Consider the following 17,110-nt stretch of genomic DNA (forward strand, 5'->3'; position numbering starts at 1 on the left):
CTTCTGGCATCCTGCGTGCGCTCCAAACTGACAAGGGGGAAGCAGCGCATGAACGAAACCGAACTGACGACGCGCAAGAACCAGCATCTGGATATCGTCCTGGCGTCGCAGCGCACCAAAGCGGTTGTCGGCAGTGGTTTCGAACGCCTGCACTTCGAGCATTGCGCGCTGCCGGAGCTGGACCTGGCGGCGGTGGACCTTTCCACCTCCCTGTTGGGCAAGCCGCTGGCCGCGCCGCTGCTGATCAGCTCGATGACCGGCGGGGCGAAGCGGGCCGAAGCGATCAATCATCACCTTGCCGAGGCCGCCGAAGAGTTGGGCATTGCCCTGGCGGTGGGCTCGCAGCGGGTTGCACTGGAGCGGGGCGGCGACGGCACCGGTTTGACGCGCGAACTGCGACGTCTGGCGCCGAGCGTGCCGCTGCTCGGCAATATCGGAGCGGCGCAGCTGGTGCGGGGCTATGGCGTGGATCAGGCGCGCCGGGCACTGGAAATGATCGGGGGCGATGCGTTGATCATCCACCTGAACCCGCTGCAGGAGGCCGTACAGCATCGTGGCGACCGCGACTGGCGCGGCGTGCTGAGTGCCATCGAGCGCCTGGCTGCCGTTCTGGAGGCGCCACTGGTGGTCAAGGAGGTCGGTTCGGGATTGTCGGCGCGGGTTGCCCGGCAACTGCTGGATGCCGGCGTTGCGGTGCTGGATGTGGCCGGTGCCGGGGGCACCAACTGGGCGGCGGTCGAGAGCGAGCGTGCCGCCAATGCTCAGCAGCGTGCCGTGTCCGAAGCCTTCGCAAACTGGGGGATTCCCACCGCGCAAGCCATCGCCGAAGTACGTCGGGCCTGCCCGGATGCAGTGGTGATCGGCTCTGGCGGCATCCGCGACGGCATCGATGCGGCCAAGGCGATCCGTCTCGGCGCCAACCTGGTCGGCCAGGCCGCCGCCGTGCTGGAAAGCGCGCTGATCTCCAGCGAGGCGGTGGTGGAGCACTTTCGCGTATTGATCGAGCAGTTGCGCATCGTCTGCTTCTGCACCGGCTCGGCGAGCCTGGCCGAGCTGGCGCGGGCGCCCTTGCTGTGCGCTACGAATTGTAGGTCGGATTAGCCAAAGGCGTAATCCGACGATGCGGGGCGTAATCCTGCGGATGGCCCTGAGCCCGCTCGTCGGGTCGGTGAAGCGTGCCCCGACCTACACCAGACCGTAGCCTGGATTAGCCGAAGGCGTAATCCGGGTTTCCGAAGGCGTAATCCGACGATGCGGAGCGTAATTCCTGCGGATGACCTCGAGCCCGCTCGTCGGGTCGGTGAAGCGTGCCCCGGCCTACACCAGACCGTAGCCTGGATTAGCCGAAGGCGTAATCCGGGTTTCCGAAGGCGTAATCCGACGATGGGGAGCGTAATTCCTGCGGATGACCTCGAGCCTGCACGTCGTGTCGATAGCGCGTGCCCCGACCTACGAGAAACAGCGCCGTACATCACCTGTGCGGCTCGTGACCCTAGGCCGCCTGCACGCGGAACTGCCCCACCAGTTGCTTCAAGCGCAACATGCTCTGCCTGATTTCCTCCACGGCGCTGACCGTCTCGCTGGCCGCCCTGGTGCTTTCCTCGGCGATAAGCTCGATCTCGGAGATGCTGCGGTCCATGTCGATGGCAACGCTGCTCTGCTCTTCGGCGGCGGTGGCGATCTGTGCCGTCATCTGGTTGATGGTTTCGGCGGATGAAACGATGCGCAGCAGGGCGCTGCCGGACTCCCTGGTCAGGGCGACACTGGCATCGGCCTCCTGCTGGCTGCGCTCCATCGTCTCGACCGCCTGGTGCGCCTGGCCCTGTAGCAGGCTGATCATGGCGTTGATTTCCTCGGTGGACTGGCCAACCCGCGTGGCCAGGCTGCGCACCTCATCGGCGACCACCGCGAAACCGCGCCCATGTTCACCGGCGCGAGCGGCCTCGATGGCGGCATTGAGCGCCAGCAGGTTGGTTTGCTCGGCGACGCTGTTGATTACTTTGAGGATCACGCTGATCTGGCTGCTGTCCGTCTGCAGGTTGCGTATGGTCTGGGCCGCCTGGCCGATTTCGTGCGCCAGCTGATCGATACTGTTGGCGGTGTTCTGCACCACGTCACGACCGCTGCGGGCCTGGATGTCGGTTTCCTGGGTGGCTTGCGCCGCCAGGCTGGTATTGCCCGCCACCTCCTGCACCACGGCGGCGATTTCAGTCATGGCAGTGGCCACCTGGGCGATGGCGTCGCGTTGGCGGCTGACGCCCATTTCGGTCTGCGTGGCGGCGGTCGCAACCTGTTCGGTGCCGCTGCTGACCGTAGCGGCGGCTTCATTCACCGCCTCGATAATGTTGCCGAAGCGTTCCAGCATGGTGTTGTAGGCGCGCCCGAGCTGAGCCAGCTCGTCATGCCCGGCCTCGTCCAGGCGCAGGCTGAGGTCGTTGTCGCGTTCGACCTGCTGAATGGAGGCTACCGACAGTTGCAGGCGAGTGCAGATCGTCCTGACCAGCACAAACAATGCGGCCGTGATCAGCAGCACCCCCGCACTCATGACGATGGACACCCAGAAGCCGCGCAGGGCTTCATCGTTGGCCTGGGCCGCATCGGTCGCCGCGCTGCCACTGATGACCTGGCCGAAGGCGAGCAGGCTGTCGATGGCCGTCGTGGCAGCCTCCAGCCACTGTCGGTCGGTAAGTGGATAGTTGCCCGTGGCGCCAGCGGCGTAGACCTGGCTGCGCACGCTCTCGAAGTCGGCGATAAAGCTCTCGTGCAGCCTTTTCCAGGCATCGGCAATCGCCGGGTTCGCCTCGCTGCCCAGGGACGGCAGTCCGACTTCCTTGAGGTACGTCAGCTGCGCATCGACCACGTTGCGGTTGCTCAGCAGGCTTTCACGCGCTGCTGCATCCAGTGGCTGGCGGCTGGCAATGATCACGGCCAGTTGCGCGCGCTCGCGCCCGGCGTATTCGGATGCCAGCCAGATCGACTGTTTGAGCTCGGTGTTCTTGAAGGCGGCGCTGGCGAGTGCGCTGTCGGGGAGAAAAGCATCGTTGCGCAATCGCGCGCCTGCCGAGATCAGTGCGGACATGGCGCCGACCCAGTGGGCGGCCTCCATGGCATTGCCGGTATCGAGCCGCTGGCGAAGGGTGTGGATGTTCTCCTGATTGCGCCGGACGTTGGCGATGCTCTGTGTGAGTTGTTGCACGGCCCACCCGCTGTCGACCAACTCGTCGGCCAGTTCGAGCGCTCGCGACATCGCCGCATCGCCTTTTTGGCGAGCCTCACGGATCTGCGCCAATGAGGCCTGGCTGCGCCCGACAGCTGCGACGCTGCCCAGCAAGCCTGTCGTGAATCCGCGCTCTTTCGCCTGTTCGGCGGCGGCTTCCAGCAGGTTGTCCGACATCAGGTTGGCGGTCTGATAGGCCTGCGCCTGTTGCGCCTGCGGCCAGTAGACGAACGCCAGCTGCCAGAGGATGACGACCAATAGCAGCGTCGAAATGAACAGGATCGGGATGATCAGCGAAACGCGCAGCGGAAGTTGCCGGATGATGTTTGCCATGCTCAATGTTCCACTGTCCTTGTTTTGTTTATGGGCTTCTTCACGGCCATGTCCCTGTTGCGTGTTGCTGGAGCACTCCCACAGGAGGTTCGTCGCATCTGGTAGGCCGGGTCATGTTTCACCGACCCGACAGACGACCGGCCAGATGCGTTACATGCTGCTGTCAGGCATGGACTGTCGTACGCCTTTGGATTGTCGGATTACGCCTTCGGCTAATTCGACCTACAACAGTCTGCACCTTGGATATCGCGTCTGAAGCCGTTGCCACAAGGGGCATTCCTCACGGAACGCAACACGTCACTGGACATGGTTTATCTAGAGGCGCTGCACACCTCATCATGAGGTACCCGAATAGTTTGGGCCTTTGATGAGGCGAGCAGCCCTTCGGCTCGCTGTTGGCGAGCCGAGGACAACATTGATCAGGCGATGGCTATATGCCTTGATGATGATCAAGTCTGGCTGCTCTGGCCTGGCAGGCCTGCTCGTTGGCTGAACAGGACGCGCCGCTGTCAGCCCGTCCAGCCAGCGGCCAGCTCACGGGTCAGCTGCGCCGCCGGGATTTCGCGACAGCCGCTGGCGTTCTGCCCGGCCCACAGCGGTGTGCAGTGATCCAGGTCGAGGCTTTCCGTCTTTTGTCGCAGCGCGCCGATGGCGTTGCCAGCCAATGGGAAGTCCGGCACGCCGTCGGGCAGTGGGCCGAGTTCGTGCATGATCCGGTTGAAAATGCCGCGTGCCGGGCGCCCGGTGAACAGCGTGGTCAGTGCCGTGTGCCGGGCGCGCGGGCTTTTCAGCGCGGCGCGATGCAGGGCACTGGTGCGGCTTTCCGGGCACAGCAGGTAGGCGGTGCCGGGCTGTACGCCGGCGGCGCCCAGCGCCTGGGCCGCGGCGACACCCTTGGCATCGGCGATGCCGCCGGCGGCGACTACCGGCACATCGAGGGCTTCGACCAGTTGCGGCAGCAGGGCGAAGGTGCCGAGCTGGGTGGTCAGATCCTCGTTGAGGAAGATGCCGCGATGGCCGCCGGCTTCCAGTCCTTGGGCGATCACCAGATCGACGCCGTGCTGCTGCAGCCAGAGGCCTTCCTCCAGAGTGGTGGCGCTGGAGGCGATCTTCGCCCCGGTGGCGCGGGCACGTTGCAGCAACTCGGTTGACGGCAGGCCGAAATGGAAGCTGATCAGGGCCGGGCGATGACGCTCCAGTACTTCGGCCATTGACGCATCGAATGGCTGGCGGGTCGGGCCACCGGGAATGCTGGCCGGGTCGATGCCGAACTCTGCGAACCAGGACGCCAGCAGTTCGTGCCAGGTCTCGATACGCGCCGGGTCGCTGGCTGGCGTCTGGTGGCAGAAGAAGTTGACGTTGTAGGGGCGGTCGGTCAGCGCCTCGATGGCACTCAGTTCGCTTTCCAGTGCCTGGGCATCGAGCATGCCCGCCGGAATCGAGCCCAGGCCGCCGGCTTCGCATACCGCGGCGGCCAGCAGATGGTTCTGCGCCCCCGCCATGGGCGCCTGGATGATGGGAAGTTCGGTGCCGAGTAGATCGCACAGGCTCATGGGGTAGCTCCGTTCATGGTTTAGGGAACGCTCACTGTAGTTCGCAGCACCCATGAGGGACACGTTATTGGTCATGTTCGTCCTGCACAGTGCCGGGCGGCACGGTAAACTGCGCGGTTCCTAGGGTCTGTTGCCGTTTCGTTCGCGACCGCGCCGGAGCCTGTTTTGGCGCGAGGCAAGGCACGAGGAGTGTGGTTTGGTTGTTCCAAATAAACGACGAGAAACGCCGCATCGCGTCAAAACAGGCCCGGCCCTTCGGGTTGCGCGGCAAATGTCGCCAGGCGGCGTTGCGGGACTTGGCAAGGGAACAACCATTGCCTGCGTCCCGCGCCTTGCCTGGCGACATTTGGCGCAGCAACGCGGTTTGCGATGAAACGGCAACAGACCCTAAGGAGCGCCCGATGAACTACCGCCACGCCTTCCACGCCGGCAACCATGCCGATGTGTTCAAACACCTGGTCCTGAGCCGGATATTCGCCCTGCTGTCGCGCAAGGAGACGCCGTTCGCCTACCTCGACAGTCATGCCGGCATCGGCCTCTACGACCTGGCGGGCGATCAGGCCAGCCGTACCGGCGAGTGGTTGCAGGGTATCGAGCGCATCTGGCGGGCCGATGCGCGTCCTGCGCTGCTCGACGACTACCTCGGCGTGATCCGCTCGCTCAATCCCGACGGTACGCTGCGCTATTACCCCGGCTCGCCCGAGCTGGCGCGGCAGCTGACGCGCCAGCAGGATCGTCTGCAGCTCAACGAAAAGCATCCCGAGGATGGTCGTCTGCTCAAGGACAATATGGCTGACGAGCGCGTCGCGGTACACCTGGGCGAAGGCTGGCACGTGCCGCGGGCGCTGATGCCGACGCGGGAAAAGCGCGTGGTGCTGCTGATCGATCCGCCGTTCGAGCAGGCCGACGAGCTCAGCCGCTGCGTGACGGCGCTCAAGGAGGCGCTGGGTCGCATGCGCCAGACCATTGGTGTGATCTGGTATCCGATCAAGGACGAGCGCCAGCTCAAACGCTTCTACCAGGAGCTGTCGCGTAGCGGCGCGCCGAAGCTGCTGCGCGCCGAACTGTTCGTCCATCCCACCGACGAATCCCTGCGCCTCAACGGCTCGGGCCTGGCCATCGCCAACCCGCCGTGGGGGCTGGAAGACGAGTTGCGCGAACTGCTGCCCTGGCTGGCCGAGCAACTGGCGCAGAGCGAAGGCGGCTGGCGGCTGGATTGGCTGATCGAAGAAAAACAGTCATAGACCCGTAGGGCGGTCAGGTTTTTCGTAGGTCGAATTAGCCGAAGGCGTAATCCGACGAGCAAGGCCTCGACTCTTTGCAGTGCCTGATGGCCTTCTTGTCGGGTCGGTGAAGCGTGACCCGGCCTACGACAGCATGGGGCCATGTTTTTCGTAGGTCGTGTTAGCCGAAGGCGTAACCCGACGAGCAAGGCCTCGACTCGTGCAGTGCCTGATAGTCTGCTTGTCGGGCCGGTGAAGCGTGACCCGGCCTGCGACAGCATGGGGCCATGTTCTTCGTAGGTCGAATTAGCCGAAGGCGTAATCCGACAATCAGAAGGCGTAATCCGACGAGCAGATGCCGCAAAAATCCTATGTCTCGTTCGTCCGCCGCAAGTCGTTAGCCTCGCCTTCAGAACAGCTTCAACGGCTCCTCCTGCAGCGCCGATATCTGTTCGCGCAATATCAGCACCTGGTCGCCCCAGTAGCGTTCGCTGCCGAACCAGGGAAAGCTCATCGGAAAAGCCGGATCATCCCAGCGGCGGGCCAGCCAGGCGCTGTAGTGCAGCAGGCGCAGGGCGCGCAGGGCTTCGATCAGCGGCAGTTCGCGCGGGGCGAAGTCGTGGAATTCGTTGTAACCCTCGACCAGCTCCGAGAGCTGCCCGAGGCGCTCGTGACGCTCGCCGGCGAGCATCATCCAGATGTCCTGCACCGAAGGCCCCATGCGGCAGTCATCCAGATCGACCAGATAAAAGGCGTCGTCGCGGGCGAGGATATTGCCGGGGTGGCAGTCGCCATGCAGGCGGATCGGCTGGAAGTCGGTTTGTGCAAACACATCGTCGACCCGCTTGAGCAGATCACGCGCCACGGACTCGTAAGCCGGCAGCAGGCTCTTCGGGATGAAGCCGCCGTCCAGCAGGGTCGCCAGCGAGTCGTGGCCGAAGCTCTGCGCGTCGAGGGTCTGCCGGTGCTCGAAGGTGCGGCTGGCGCTGACCGCATGCATGCGCCCGAGCAGCTGTCCCAGGCGATAGAGCTGGTCGAGGTTGCCCGGCTCGGGCGCGCGACCGCCACGCCGGGGGAACAGCGCGAAGCGAAAGCCGGCATGCTCGAATAGGGTTTTGCCGTCACGCGCCAGCGGCGCCACCACCGGGATTTCCCGCTCGGCCAGTTCAAGGCTGAACCGATGCTCTTCGGCAATGGCTTCGTCGCTCCAGCGTCCAGGGCGGTAGAACTTGGCGATCAGCGGGGTTTCGTCCTCGATGCCCACCTGGTAAACGCGATTTTCGTAACTGTTCAGCGCCAGCACGCGCGCATCGCTGATATAGCCGGCACTTTCCACGGCATCGAGCACAAGGTCCGGCGTGAGTGTGTCGAAGGGATGGCTCATGGTCGGCTCCGCGAATGGGCCGATCAGTGTATTGCACCGGGGCTTTTAAACAACCGGCGCTCAGCCGCCTTGAGTTTGCAGTTCAGTCAGTCACCCGGTTTGGGCGTGCGCGCAAGGCAGTAGATATCCACCCGTGCTGCGCCGGCTCGTTTCAGCAGCCGCGCCAGCGCTTCGGCGGTGGCGCCGGTGGTGAGCACGTCATCGATGATGGCGAAATGCTGATCGCGCAGCGGTTGTTCGTCAGGCAGGGCAAAGGCGCGGCGCAGGTTGCTGTGTCGGGCCGCGGCGTCCAGTTGCTGTTGGGGCGGCGTGTCCTGGATGCGCAGCAGAAGGTCGTTGCGCACCGTAATCTTCAGCGCGGGGCTTAGCCAGTCGGCCAGCATCGCTGCCTGGTTGAAGCCGCGCTGGCGCAGCCGTTTGCGCGCCAGAGGCACCGGCAGCAGTGCGCTCGGGCGCGGCAGGCCTTCGTCGAAGAGATGTAAGAGGTGCTGCGCCAGTTGCTCGGCCAGCAGCCGCCCGAACGGCCAACGCGACTGGTGCTTGAAGCGGGTAATCAGGCTGTCTATGGGGAAGTCGAAGCGCCAGGGGGCGACCACATGATCGAATGCGGGCGGGCGCTTCAGGCACTGGCCGCAGGTCATGCCGGCGGCGGGTAGCGGCAGTGCGCAGATTGAGCATTGCCCGCCGAGCCACGGCAGATCGGCTTCGCAGGCGTCACACAGCGAATGGGCGTCTTCGCAGCGGTCATCGCAGAGTGGGCAGTAGTGTTCGATTCTTAACCAGTTGTAAACCATGATTCCTTTCCTGGTTGACAGTGTCTTCGGCTTGGCTAACCATTTCGCATCCGTGCCAAGAACCCTATTTACAAGGAATGCCCTATGAGCGCCACTGCCGCTTGCGCCACCCGCCACGACTGGAGCCTCGCCGAGGTCAGGGCGCTCTTCGAGCAACCCTTCAACGATCTGCTGTTTCAGGCGCAAGGCGTGCATCGCCGGCACTTCGACGCCAACCGTGTGCAGGTGTCCACCCTGCTGTCGATCAAGACCGGCGCCTGCCCGGAAGACTGCAAGTACTGCCCGCAGTCCGGCCACTACAACACCGGCCTGGACAAGGAAAAGCTGATGGAGGTGCAGAAGGTGCTGGAGGCGGCGGCTGAAGCCAAGGCCATCGGCTCGACGCGCTTCTGCATGGGCGCGGCCTGGAAGCATCCGTCCGCCAAGGACATGCCCTACGTGCTGAAGATGGTCGAAGGCGTGAAGGCCCTGGGCCTGGAAACCTGCATGACCCTGGGCAAGCTCGATCAGGAGCAGACACGCGCGCTGGCCGCCGCCGGGCTCGATTACTACAACCACAACCTCGATACCTCGCCGGAGTTCTACGGCAACATCATCACCACGCGCACCTACGGCGATCGCCTGGAGACGCTGAGCTACGTGCGCGACGCGGGGATGAAGATCTGTTCCGGCGGCATCCTCGGCATGGGCGAGTCGCTGGACGACCGCGCCGGCCTGCTGATCCAACTGGCCAACCTGCCGGAGCATCCCGAGTCGGTGCCGATCAACATGCTGGTCAAGGTGAAGGGCACGCCGCTGGCCGAAGAGCAGGACGTCGACCCCTTCGACTTCATTCGCATGCTCGCCGTGGCGCGGATCATGATGCCCAAGTCCCACGTGCGCCTGTCCGCCGGGCGCGAGCAGATGAACGAGCAGATGCAGGCCCTGGCCTTCCTCGCCGGCGCCAATTCGATCTTCTACGGCGAGAAACTACTGACCACCGGCAACCCGCAGGCCGACAAGGACATGCTGCTGTTCAAGCGCCTGGGCATCCAGCCCGAAGCGCGTGAAGAGCACGACGATGAAGTGCATCAGGCCGCTATCGAGCAGGCGCTGATGGAGCAGCGCGATTCGAAGCTGTTCTATAACGCTGCACTATAAAAAGCCGCTGAAGGCTTGAGGCTGAAGGCTGGACGAGAGGGTTCTTTCGTCCAGCCTCTAGCGTCCAGCCGCTTTTATCGAGCCTTTATGCCTTTCGATCTCGCTTCCCGCCTCGCCGCCCGCCGTGCCGAGCACCTCTATCGCCAGCGCCCGTTGCTGCAAAGCCCGCAGATGCCCGAGGTGGTGGTCGATGGCGAGCGGCTGCTGGCCTTCTGTTCCAATGACTACCTGGGCCTGGCCAATCACCCCGAAGTGATCCATGCGATGCGCCAGGGGGCCGAACGCTGGGGTGTCGGTGGCGGTGCCTCGCATCTGGTGATCGGCCATGGCACGCCACATCATGAATTGGAGGAGGCGCTGGCCGAGTTTACCGGGCGGCCGCGCGCGTTGCTGTTTTCCACCGGCTATATGGCCAACCTCGCCGCCGTCACGGCGCTGGTCGGGCAGGGCGATACGGTGCTGGAAGACCGCATCAACCATGCCTCGCTGCTGGATGCCGGGCTGCTCAGCGGCGCGCGCTTCTCGCGCTATCTGCACAACGATGCGACGAGCCTGGCCAAGCGCCTGGAGAAGGCCTGTGGCAATACGCTGGTGGTCACCGATGGCGTATTCAGCATGGACGGCGACCTGGCCGATCTGCCGGCGATCTGCGCCGAAGCGAAGCAGCGCAACGCCTGGGTGATGGTCGATGACGCCCATGGCTTCGGCCCGCTGGGCGCTACCGGCGGCGGCATCGTCGAGCATTTCGGCCTGGGCCTCGACGAGGTGCCGGTACTGGTCGGCACCCTGGGCAAGGCCTTCGGCACCGCCGGTGCCTTCGTCGCCGGCAGCGAGGAGCTGATCGAGACGCTGATCCAGTTCGCCCGCCCCTATATCTACACCACCAGCCAGCCGCCGGCTGTCGCTTGCGCAACGCTGAAAAGCCTGGAGTTGCTGCGCAGCGAACACTGGCGTCGTGAACACCTGAACCGGCTGATCGCGCGCTTCCGCCAGGGCGCCGCCGATATCGGTCTGACCCTGATGGACAGCCCGACGCCGATCCAGCCAATCCTGATCGGCAGCAGCGAGCGCGCGCTGGCATTGTCCGCTGCGCTCAGGGCGCGTGGCATTCTGGTCGGCGCGATTCGTCCGCCAACGGTACCGGCCGGCAGTGCGCGACTGCGTGTCACCTTCAGTGCGTCGCATGGCGAGGCGCAGGTGGAACATCTGCTGGAAGTCCTGGCCGAATGCTGGAATCGATTGGCCGAGGAGCCTGAAGCACATGCGTGATCAGCTGATTCTGTTGCCCGGCTGGGCGTTCGGCGCGGCGGCGTTGCAGCCGTTGTGCGAGGCGCTGAGCCAGCAGGCGCCGAACCTTGAGGTAAGCATCGAAGCATTGCCGGAACTGGCCGAGGCCGACGCCTGGCTGGATGAGCTGGATCGCCGCCTGCCGCGCGATGCCTGGCTCGCCGGCTGGTCGCTGGGCGGCATGTTGGCGACCGGGTTGGCGTCGCGGCGCGTCGATGTCTGCCCAGGTCTCATTACCATCGCCAGCAATCCCTGTTTCCGTGCCCGCCCACAATGGCCCGAGGCGATGGCGGCGGATATCTTCGATGCCTTCCAGGAAGCCTTCCGGCTCGATCCCGAGCAAACCCTGAAGCGCTTTCGCTCGCTGTGCAGCCGTGGCGCCTTCGATGCGCGCACCCTGGCCCGGCAGCTGCAGGTCAGTCAGTTGCAACTGCCGGTGGTGATGCTGGATGCGGGCCTGCAACTGCTGGCGCAACTGGATGGCCGCGAGGCGCTGCATGGTTACTTCGGGCCGCAACTGCACATATTCGCCGGAGACGATGCGCTGGTGCCGGTGGCCGCTGCCGGGGCGCTACGCAACTGGCTACCCGGCGCCCGCATAGACGTGCTGGAAAAGGCCAGCCATGCCCTGCCGCTGGAGCAGGCTGATGAACTGGCAGTGCTGGTGGCAGGCTTTATCCAGGAGCACCGTGGATGAACGCTGCCGCCGACTCCGCTGCGCTGCCGGACAAGCGCCGCGTCGCCGCGTCGTTTTCCCGCGCCGCCGCCAGCTATGACGCCGTGGCCGAGTTGCAGCGTGCGGTCGGCCAAAGCCTGATCGATCGCCTGCCGGATGGTCTGCAGCCGGCGCGCTGGCTCGACCTGGGCTGTGGTACCGGTTATTTCTCTCGTCGTCTGGCTCAGGGCTTTCCCCAAGGCGAAGGCATGGCGCTGGATATCGCCGAAGGCATGCTGCGCCACGCCAGACCGCAGGGCGGCGCCAGTGCTTTCATCGCCGGCGATGCCGAATGCCTGCCACTGCGCGACGGCTGCGCCGACCTGATCTTCTCCAGCCTGGCCCTGCAATGGTGCGAGGACTTTGCGGCGGTGCTGGACGAGGCCGCACGTGTGCTGCGCCCCGGCGGTGTCTTCGCTTTCAGCAGCCTGTGCAGCGGCACCCTGCAGGAGCTGCGCGACAGCTGGCAGGCGGTGGACGGCTTCGCCCACGTCAATCGCTTCCGCACGCGCGACACCTACCGGCGGCTGTGTGCCGACAGCGGCCTGCAACTGTCCGGCATCGAGGTGCAGCCGCAGGTGCTGCATTTCGCCGAACTGCGCCAGCTGACCCACGAACTTAAGGCCCTGGGCGCGCACAACCTCAATCCCGGTCGACCTGGCGGGCTCACCGGCCCGGCTCGCATCCGTGCATTGATTGCGGCCTACGAGCAATTTCGCACGCCATCCGGGCTGCCGGCCACCTATCAGGTGGTTTACGGCGTGCTGCGCAAGGAATCCTGACATGGCTGCGGCCTTCTTCGTCACCGGCACCGATACAGACGTCGGCAAGACCACCATCGCCGCTGGCCTGCTGCATGCGGCGCGGCAGGCAGGGTTCAGCACGGCTGCGGCGAAGCCGCTGGCATCCGGCTGCGAGATGACACCCCAGGGGCTGCGCAACGGCGACGCGCTGGCATTGCTGGCCGAATGCACGCTGCCGATGCGCTACGAGGCGGTCAACCCCTTCGCTTTCGAACCGGCCATCGCGCCGCACCTGGCCGCGCGCGAAGCCGGCATCGAACTGAGCGCCGCGCGGCTGGCCGAACCGGTCCGGCGGATGCTGGCGCTGCAGGCGGACTTCTCCCTGGTCGAAGGCGCCGGCGGCTGGCGCGTACCCCTGGCGGGCCGCGAAAACCTCTCCGACCTGGCGCTGCTGCTGGGGCTGCCGGTGATCCTGGTGGTAGGCGTGCGCCTGGGCTGCATCAACCATGCGCTGCTCAGCATGGAGGCCATCGAACGCGACGGCCTGCGCCTGGCGGGCTGGGTCGCCAATATCGTCGATCCGCAGACGTCACGGCTGGAAGAGAACCTCGCGACCCTGGCCGAACGGCTCCAGGCGCCTTGCCTGGGGCGGGTGCCGCGTTTGCCGGTAGCCAATGCGGCTGAGGTCGCGCGCTCGCTCGATCTGCGGCTGCTGCGCTGATCGGCCTGGTGCGGCATAACCACCCGCTCGTTATAACCAGGTGTCACTGGCGGCAGAGCGCTGTCTCTGCTTCAATGATGGCCAGCTGATTGCGGGAGCAGCCTCATGGAAATCAACAGCCTTATCTCGTCCGGTCTCGGTGCTTTTCAGGCCGGGCAGCAGCGTATCGACCAGGCCGGTGCGACGATTGCCGGTGCCAGCCTGCCTGTCGCCGACACGTCCCAGGCCTTGAATGAAGTGGCCGAGCTGACCGAGCAACTCGTTCAGATGAAAGTCGGCGAGCACGCGGCCAACGCTGGTGTGCGGATGATCCAGAGTGCCGACGAGGTACTCGGAACCCTGATCAATACCACCGCCTGAATCGCCGGCCTTCCAGGCCAGCTGGCAAGCGCCCGTCCGCGGCACCCTTGCTCTTTCTTTGCAAAACCAAAAGGATGCCGATTACGGTGTTCCGATCACGGCTTGACATCGTTCAGGCCGAAACGTATGTTTCAAACGCCTGTTTGATCTGGTGTGTGCTGTCGCCGGTCACTATTCAAATCAACGATTGAGCATTCAATCGTCACTTGTTCAAAAAGAACCCACCGCTGAGGTTTACGCTATGCCCGACTACAAGGCCCCCTTGCGCGATATCCGCTTCGTACGTGACGAGCTGCTCGGTTACGAGGCGCATTACCAGAGCCTGCCGGGTTGTGAGGACGCCACCCCGGACATGGTCAACGCCATCCTCGATGAAGGCGCCAAGTTCTGTGAGCAGGTGCTGGCGCCGCTCAATCGTGTCGGCGACATGGAAGGCTGCACCTGGAGCGAGTCCGGTGTGAAGACGCCGACCGGCTTCAAGGAAGCCTACCAGCAGTTCGTCGAAGGTGGCTGGCCAAGCCTGGCCCACGATGTCGAGCACGGCGGCCAGGGCCTGCCGGAATCCCTCGGCATGGCCATCAGCGAGATGATCGGTGAAGCGAACTGGTCCTGGGGCATGTACCCCGGCCTGTCCCACGGTGCCATGAACACCCTGCACGCCCACGGCACACCCGAGCAGCAGCAGACCTACCTGACCAAGCTGGTAACCGGCGAGTGGACCGGCACCATGTGCCTGACCGAGCCGCATTGCGGCACCGACCTGGGCATGCTGCGTACCAAGGCCGAACCTCAGGCGGACGGCAGCTACAAGGTCAGCGGCACCAAGATATTCATTTCCGCGGGCGAGCACGACATGGCCGAGAACATCGTCCATATCGTCCTGGCCCGCCTGCCCGATGCGCCGGAAGGCACCAAGGGCATTTCGCTGTTCATCGTGCCGAAGTTCATGCCGGGCGCAGACGGCGGCGTTGGCGAGCGCAACGGTGTTTCCTGCGGTTCGCTGGAACATAAGATGGGCATTCACGGCAACTCCACCTGCGTGATGAACTTCGACAGCGCCACGGGTTTTCTGATCGGCCCGCCGAACAAAGGCCTGAACTGCATGTTCACCTTCATGAACACCGCGCGTCTGGGAACCGCCCTGCAGGGCCTGGCCCATGCCGAGATCGGTTTCCAGGGTGGCATCAGGTACGCTCGCGAGCGTCTGCAGATGCGCTCGCTGACCGGCCCGAAAGCGCCTGAGAAAGCCGCTGACCCGATCATCGTGCACCCGGATGTGCGCCGCATGCTGCTGACCATGAAGGCCTTCGCCGAAGGCAACCGCGCGATGCTCTACTTCGCCGCCAAGCAGGTCGACATCACTCAGCGCAGCCAGGACGAGGAGCAGCGCAAGGCCGCCGACGCCATGCTGGCCTTCCTTACCCCGATCGCCAAGGCGTTCATGACCGAAGTGGGCTTCGAGGCCGCCAACCACGGCGTGCAGGTCTACGGTGGCCACGGCTTCATCGCCGAGTGGGGCATGGAGCAGAACGTGCGCGACAGCCGTATCTCCTGCCTGTACGAAGGTACGACTGGCATCCAGGCGCTCGACTTGCTGGGCCGCAAGGTGCTGATGACCCAGGGCGAAGCGCTCAAGGGCTTCACCAAGGTGGTGCACAAGTTCTGTCAGGCCAACGAAGGCAACGAGTCGATCAAGCAGTTCATCGAGCCGCTGGCCAGGCTGAACAAGGAGTGGGGCGATCTGACCATGAAGGTCGGCATGGCAGCCATGAAGAACCGCGAGGAAGTCGGTGCCGCTTCGGTGGACTACCTGATGTACTGCGGTTATGCCTGCCTGGCCTATTTCTGGGCGGACATGGCGCGTCTGGCCTCCGAGAAGATCGCAGCCGGCGAAGACACCGACGGCTTCTACACTGCCAAGGTGCAGACGGCGCGCTTCTACTTCCAGCGCATCCTGCCACGCACCCGCGCGCATGTTGAAACCATGCTCTCCGGTGCCGACAACCTGATGGACATGGACGAAGCTCATTTCGAGCTGGGCTATTAAGCTGCCGTGACCAAGGCCGCTGCTTCGGCAGCGGGCCGGGGTTGATGACAGAACCTCGCTCCCCGGAGCGGGGTTTTGTCTTTTCTGGAGACAGGGTTGTGAGTGATTTCGGCGGAAATAGCCTCTGGAATCGCAGTTTTTCTTGCGGTGGGATGAATGAGTGGTCGCGCGCTGGCAAAATGCCTGACCCTTATGCTCAACCTTCGGGATCTTCGTGCCTCGTCTGTCCGCTGTGCGCTTCAGTCATTTCTACTCGCCGCTGGCTTTGCTGGTGGGTGGGCTGGTGGCTGCACGGCAACCGAGCCTCAATGAATTCTTCACTTCGCTGTTCAACGTATTGCCGACCGTGCTCCTGCTGCTGGGCGCGGCGTTCTGCATCGCCTATGGGCGGATGCGTGAGGCCTTTCTGCTGCTGGTCGTGTATCTGGTCTATTTTCTGCTCGATACCCAGGCAGATCACTACCGGGCAACAGGCGCCGTGCTGCCGGAGGCTGCGCTGACTTTTCATCTGTGCTGCGTACTGTTACCGGTGTTCTATGGTCTGTATGGCGCATGGCAGGAACGGAGCCAGCTGCTGCAGGAGGGGAGCGCGCGGCTGGCCGTACTGCTCGTGGTGTGTGTGGTCGCGCTGGCGCTGGCGCGGCGGTTTCCCGAAGGGCTGCTGGCCTGGTTGACCGAAGTACGCTGGCCGTTTCTGCATGCCGACTGGCTCAACCTGATCCAGCTGGCCTATCCGCTATTTCTGCTGGCCTTCGTGGTGCTGGTGGTACAGTACGTCCGGCAGCCGAGACCGGTGCATGCGGCACAGTTCATTGCGCTGATCGGCTTGCTGCTGATGCTGCCGCAGGTCTTCAGTCAGCCCGGTGCGCTGAACGTGCTGAGCAGCCAGGCGATGCTGATCCTGGTGGTATCGACTGCCCAGGAAGCCTACCAGATGGCGTTCCGCGACGAGCTCACCGGCCTGCCGGGCCGGCGGGCCCTGAACGAACGGCTGCAGCGACTCGGGCGGCAATACGTCATCGCCATGGCCGATGTGGATCACTTCAAGGCCTTCAACGATACCCATGGCCACGATGTCGGCGATCAGGTGTTGCGGCTGGTGGCGAGCCGGCTGCGCAAGATCGGTGGTGGTGGTCGTGCTTACCGGTATGGCGGCGAGGAGTTCACCCTGGTGTTCCCTGGCCGCGATCTGCAGGACTGTCTGCCGCACCTCGAAGCCGTGCGTCAGGCGGTGGAAGGATACGTCATGCAGCTGCGCGACAAGGCCAGCCGACCCAAGGATGCGCAGCAGGGCAAGCGTCGGCGTGGCAGCGGCAGCCGTGATCAGGTTTCGGTAACCATCAGCATCGGTGTGGCCGAGCGCCTGCCGATACAACGCAGCCCGGAGGATGTGATCAAGGCTGCGGACCAGGCGCTCTACAGCGCCAAGAGTGCCGGGCGCAACTGCGTGCGAGCCTACGGCCAGAACCGCCGCGGTGCGGTACGCACGCGGCTGCAACCAGCAGCCGATGCCTAGCGTCTCCCGGTCTGTATTCGCTGACATGGCAGAACTGAATGGTCATAAAAAGACGCTTCGGGCGTCTGTTGGCGTCC

The 17,110-nt window shown here is 64.4% G+C and carries 14 protein-coding genes; 10 read left to right on the forward strand and 4 right to left on the reverse strand.

Annotated elements, in window-relative coordinates; genetic code table 11:
- The first annotated feature begins 48 nt into the window (after positions 1–48).
- Positions 49–1,101 carry a type 2 isopentenyl-diphosphate Delta-isomerase gene (gene fni / locus G7020_RS08610; protein ID WP_181083740.1) on the forward strand — a complete coding sequence of 351 codons (1,053 nt, stop codon included), beginning with the start codon at positions 49–51 and terminating at the stop codon, positions 1,099–1,101.
- 391 nt (positions 1,102–1,492) lie between these two features.
- Here the strand turns inward: fni and G7020_RS08615 are convergent, their stop codons facing one another.
- Positions 1,493–3,550, reverse strand: coding sequence for a methyl-accepting chemotaxis protein (locus tag G7020_RS08615; RefSeq protein ID WP_181083742.1), 2,058 nt, complete (start codon positions 3,548–3,550; stop codon positions 1,493–1,495).
- A gap of 509 nt (positions 3,551–4,059) precedes the next feature.
- Positions 4,060–5,103 (reverse strand): NAD(P)H-dependent flavin oxidoreductase, encoded by a 1,044-nt coding sequence (locus tag G7020_RS08620; RefSeq protein ID WP_181083744.1) that lies wholly within the window; start codon positions 5,101–5,103, stop codon positions 4,060–4,062.
- A gap of 401 nt (positions 5,104–5,504) precedes the next feature.
- Between G7020_RS08620 and G7020_RS08625 the strand changes: the two genes are divergently transcribed.
- A complete protein-coding gene (locus G7020_RS08625; RefSeq protein ID WP_181083746.1) occupies positions 5,505–6,347 on the forward strand; it encodes a 23S rRNA (adenine(2030)-N(6))-methyltransferase RlmJ in 843 nt (280 codons plus the stop codon).
- A gap of 388 nt (positions 6,348–6,735) precedes the next feature.
- Here the strand turns inward: G7020_RS08625 and G7020_RS08630 are convergent, their stop codons facing one another.
- Together G7020_RS08630 and G7020_RS08635 are read right to left on the reverse strand one after the other, a co-directional pair.
- Positions 6,736–7,710 carry a serine/threonine protein kinase gene (locus tag G7020_RS08630; RefSeq protein ID WP_181083748.1) on the reverse strand — a complete coding sequence of 325 codons (975 nt, stop codon included), beginning with the start codon at positions 7,708–7,710 and terminating at the stop codon, positions 6,736–6,738.
- A gap of 86 nt (positions 7,711–7,796) precedes the next feature.
- On the reverse strand, positions 7,797–8,504 hold the full coding sequence (locus tag G7020_RS08635; RefSeq protein WP_181083750.1) for a ComF family protein: 708 nt from the start codon (positions 8,502–8,504) through the stop codon (positions 7,797–7,799).
- A gap of 84 nt (positions 8,505–8,588) precedes the next feature.
- On the opposite strand from G7020_RS08635, the gene bioB reads away from it, so the two are divergent.
- From bioB to G7020_RS08675, 8 genes are all read left to right on the forward strand, one after another.
- Positions 8,589–9,644 (forward strand): biotin synthase BioB, encoded by a 1,056-nt coding sequence (gene bioB / locus G7020_RS08640; RefSeq protein ID WP_181083752.1) that lies wholly within the window; start codon positions 8,589–8,591, stop codon positions 9,642–9,644.
- 87 nt (positions 9,645–9,731) lie between these two features.
- Complete coding sequence (gene bioF, locus G7020_RS08645; RefSeq protein ID WP_181083754.1) at positions 9,732–10,913, forward strand: 8-amino-7-oxononanoate synthase; 1,182 nt, start codon at positions 9,732–9,734, stop codon at positions 10,911–10,913.
- Complete coding sequence (locus G7020_RS08650) at positions 10,906–11,628, forward strand: alpha/beta fold hydrolase (protein WP_181083756.1); 723 nt, start codon at positions 10,906–10,908, stop codon at positions 11,626–11,628. Before bioF ends, G7020_RS08650 begins: the two co-directional genes overlap by 8 nt.
- Entirely contained in the window at positions 11,625–12,428 is an 804-nt protein-coding gene (gene bioC / locus G7020_RS08655; protein ID WP_181083758.1) for a malonyl-ACP O-methyltransferase BioC, read from the forward strand. Before G7020_RS08650 ends, bioC begins: the two co-directional genes overlap by 4 nt.
- A 1-nt stretch (position 12,429) precedes the next feature.
- Positions 12,430–13,110: a dethiobiotin synthase gene (gene bioD / locus G7020_RS08660; RefSeq protein WP_181083760.1), complete on the forward strand. Its 681-nt coding sequence runs from the start codon at positions 12,430–12,432 to the stop codon at positions 13,108–13,110.
- A 105-nt stretch (positions 13,111–13,215) separates the two neighbouring features.
- Positions 13,216–13,470 carry a hypothetical protein gene (locus G7020_RS08665; protein WP_181083762.1) on the forward strand — a complete coding sequence of 85 codons (255 nt, stop codon included), beginning with the start codon at positions 13,216–13,218 and terminating at the stop codon, positions 13,468–13,470.
- 241 nt (positions 13,471–13,711) lie between these two features.
- Positions 13,712–15,517, forward strand: coding sequence for a phenylacyl-CoA dehydrogenase (locus G7020_RS08670; protein ID WP_181083764.1), 1,806 nt, complete (start codon positions 13,712–13,714; stop codon positions 15,515–15,517).
- Positions 15,518–15,731: 214 nt separating this feature from the next.
- A complete protein-coding gene (locus G7020_RS08675; protein WP_181083766.1) occupies positions 15,732–17,033 on the forward strand; it encodes a diguanylate cyclase in 1,302 nt (433 codons plus the stop codon).
- Positions 17,034–17,110: the final 77 nt, after the last annotated feature.

Origin of the sequence: Stutzerimonas stutzeri (assembly GCF_013522825.1) — a bacterium.
In the GTDB taxonomy this organism is placed as follows: domain Bacteria; phylum Pseudomonadota; class Gammaproteobacteria; order Pseudomonadales; family Pseudomonadaceae; genus Stutzerimonas; species Stutzerimonas stutzeri_AK.

Bases quoted from the DNA above. Each gene is read 5' to 3' on its own strand.
- fni (WP_181083740.1), top strand. From the start codon at position 49: ATGAACGAAACCGAACTGACGACGCGCAAGAACCAGCATCTGGATATC.
- G7020_RS08615 (WP_181083742.1), bottom strand. From the start codon at position 3,550: ATGGCAAACATCATCCGGCAACTTCCGCTGCGCGTTTCGCTGATCATC.
- G7020_RS08620 (WP_181083744.1), bottom strand. From the start codon at position 5,103: ATGAGCCTGTGCGATCTACTCGGCACCGAACTTCCCATCATCCAGGCG.
- G7020_RS08625 (WP_181083746.1), top strand. From the start codon at position 5,505: ATGAACTACCGCCACGCCTTCCACGCCGGCAACCATGCCGATGTGTTC.
- G7020_RS08630 (WP_181083748.1), bottom strand. From the start codon at position 7,710: ATGAGCCATCCCTTCGACACACTCACGCCGGACCTTGTGCTCGATGCC.
- G7020_RS08635 (WP_181083750.1), bottom strand. From the start codon at position 8,504: ATGGTTTACAACTGGTTAAGAATCGAACACTACTGCCCACTCTGCGAT.
- bioB (WP_181083752.1), top strand. From the start codon at position 8,589: ATGAGCGCCACTGCCGCTTGCGCCACCCGCCACGACTGGAGCCTCGCC.
- bioF (WP_181083754.1), top strand. From the start codon at position 9,732: ATGCCTTTCGATCTCGCTTCCCGCCTCGCCGCCCGCCGTGCCGAGCAC.
- G7020_RS08650 (WP_181083756.1), top strand. From the start codon at position 10,906: ATGCGTGATCAGCTGATTCTGTTGCCCGGCTGGGCGTTCGGCGCGGCG.
- bioC (WP_181083758.1), top strand. From the start codon at position 11,625: ATGAACGCTGCCGCCGACTCCGCTGCGCTGCCGGACAAGCGCCGCGTC.
- bioD (WP_181083760.1), top strand. From the start codon at position 12,430: ATGGCTGCGGCCTTCTTCGTCACCGGCACCGATACAGACGTCGGCAAG.
- G7020_RS08665 (WP_181083762.1), top strand. From the start codon at position 13,216: ATGGAAATCAACAGCCTTATCTCGTCCGGTCTCGGTGCTTTTCAGGCC.
- G7020_RS08670 (WP_181083764.1), top strand. From the start codon at position 13,712: ATGCCCGACTACAAGGCCCCCTTGCGCGATATCCGCTTCGTACGTGAC.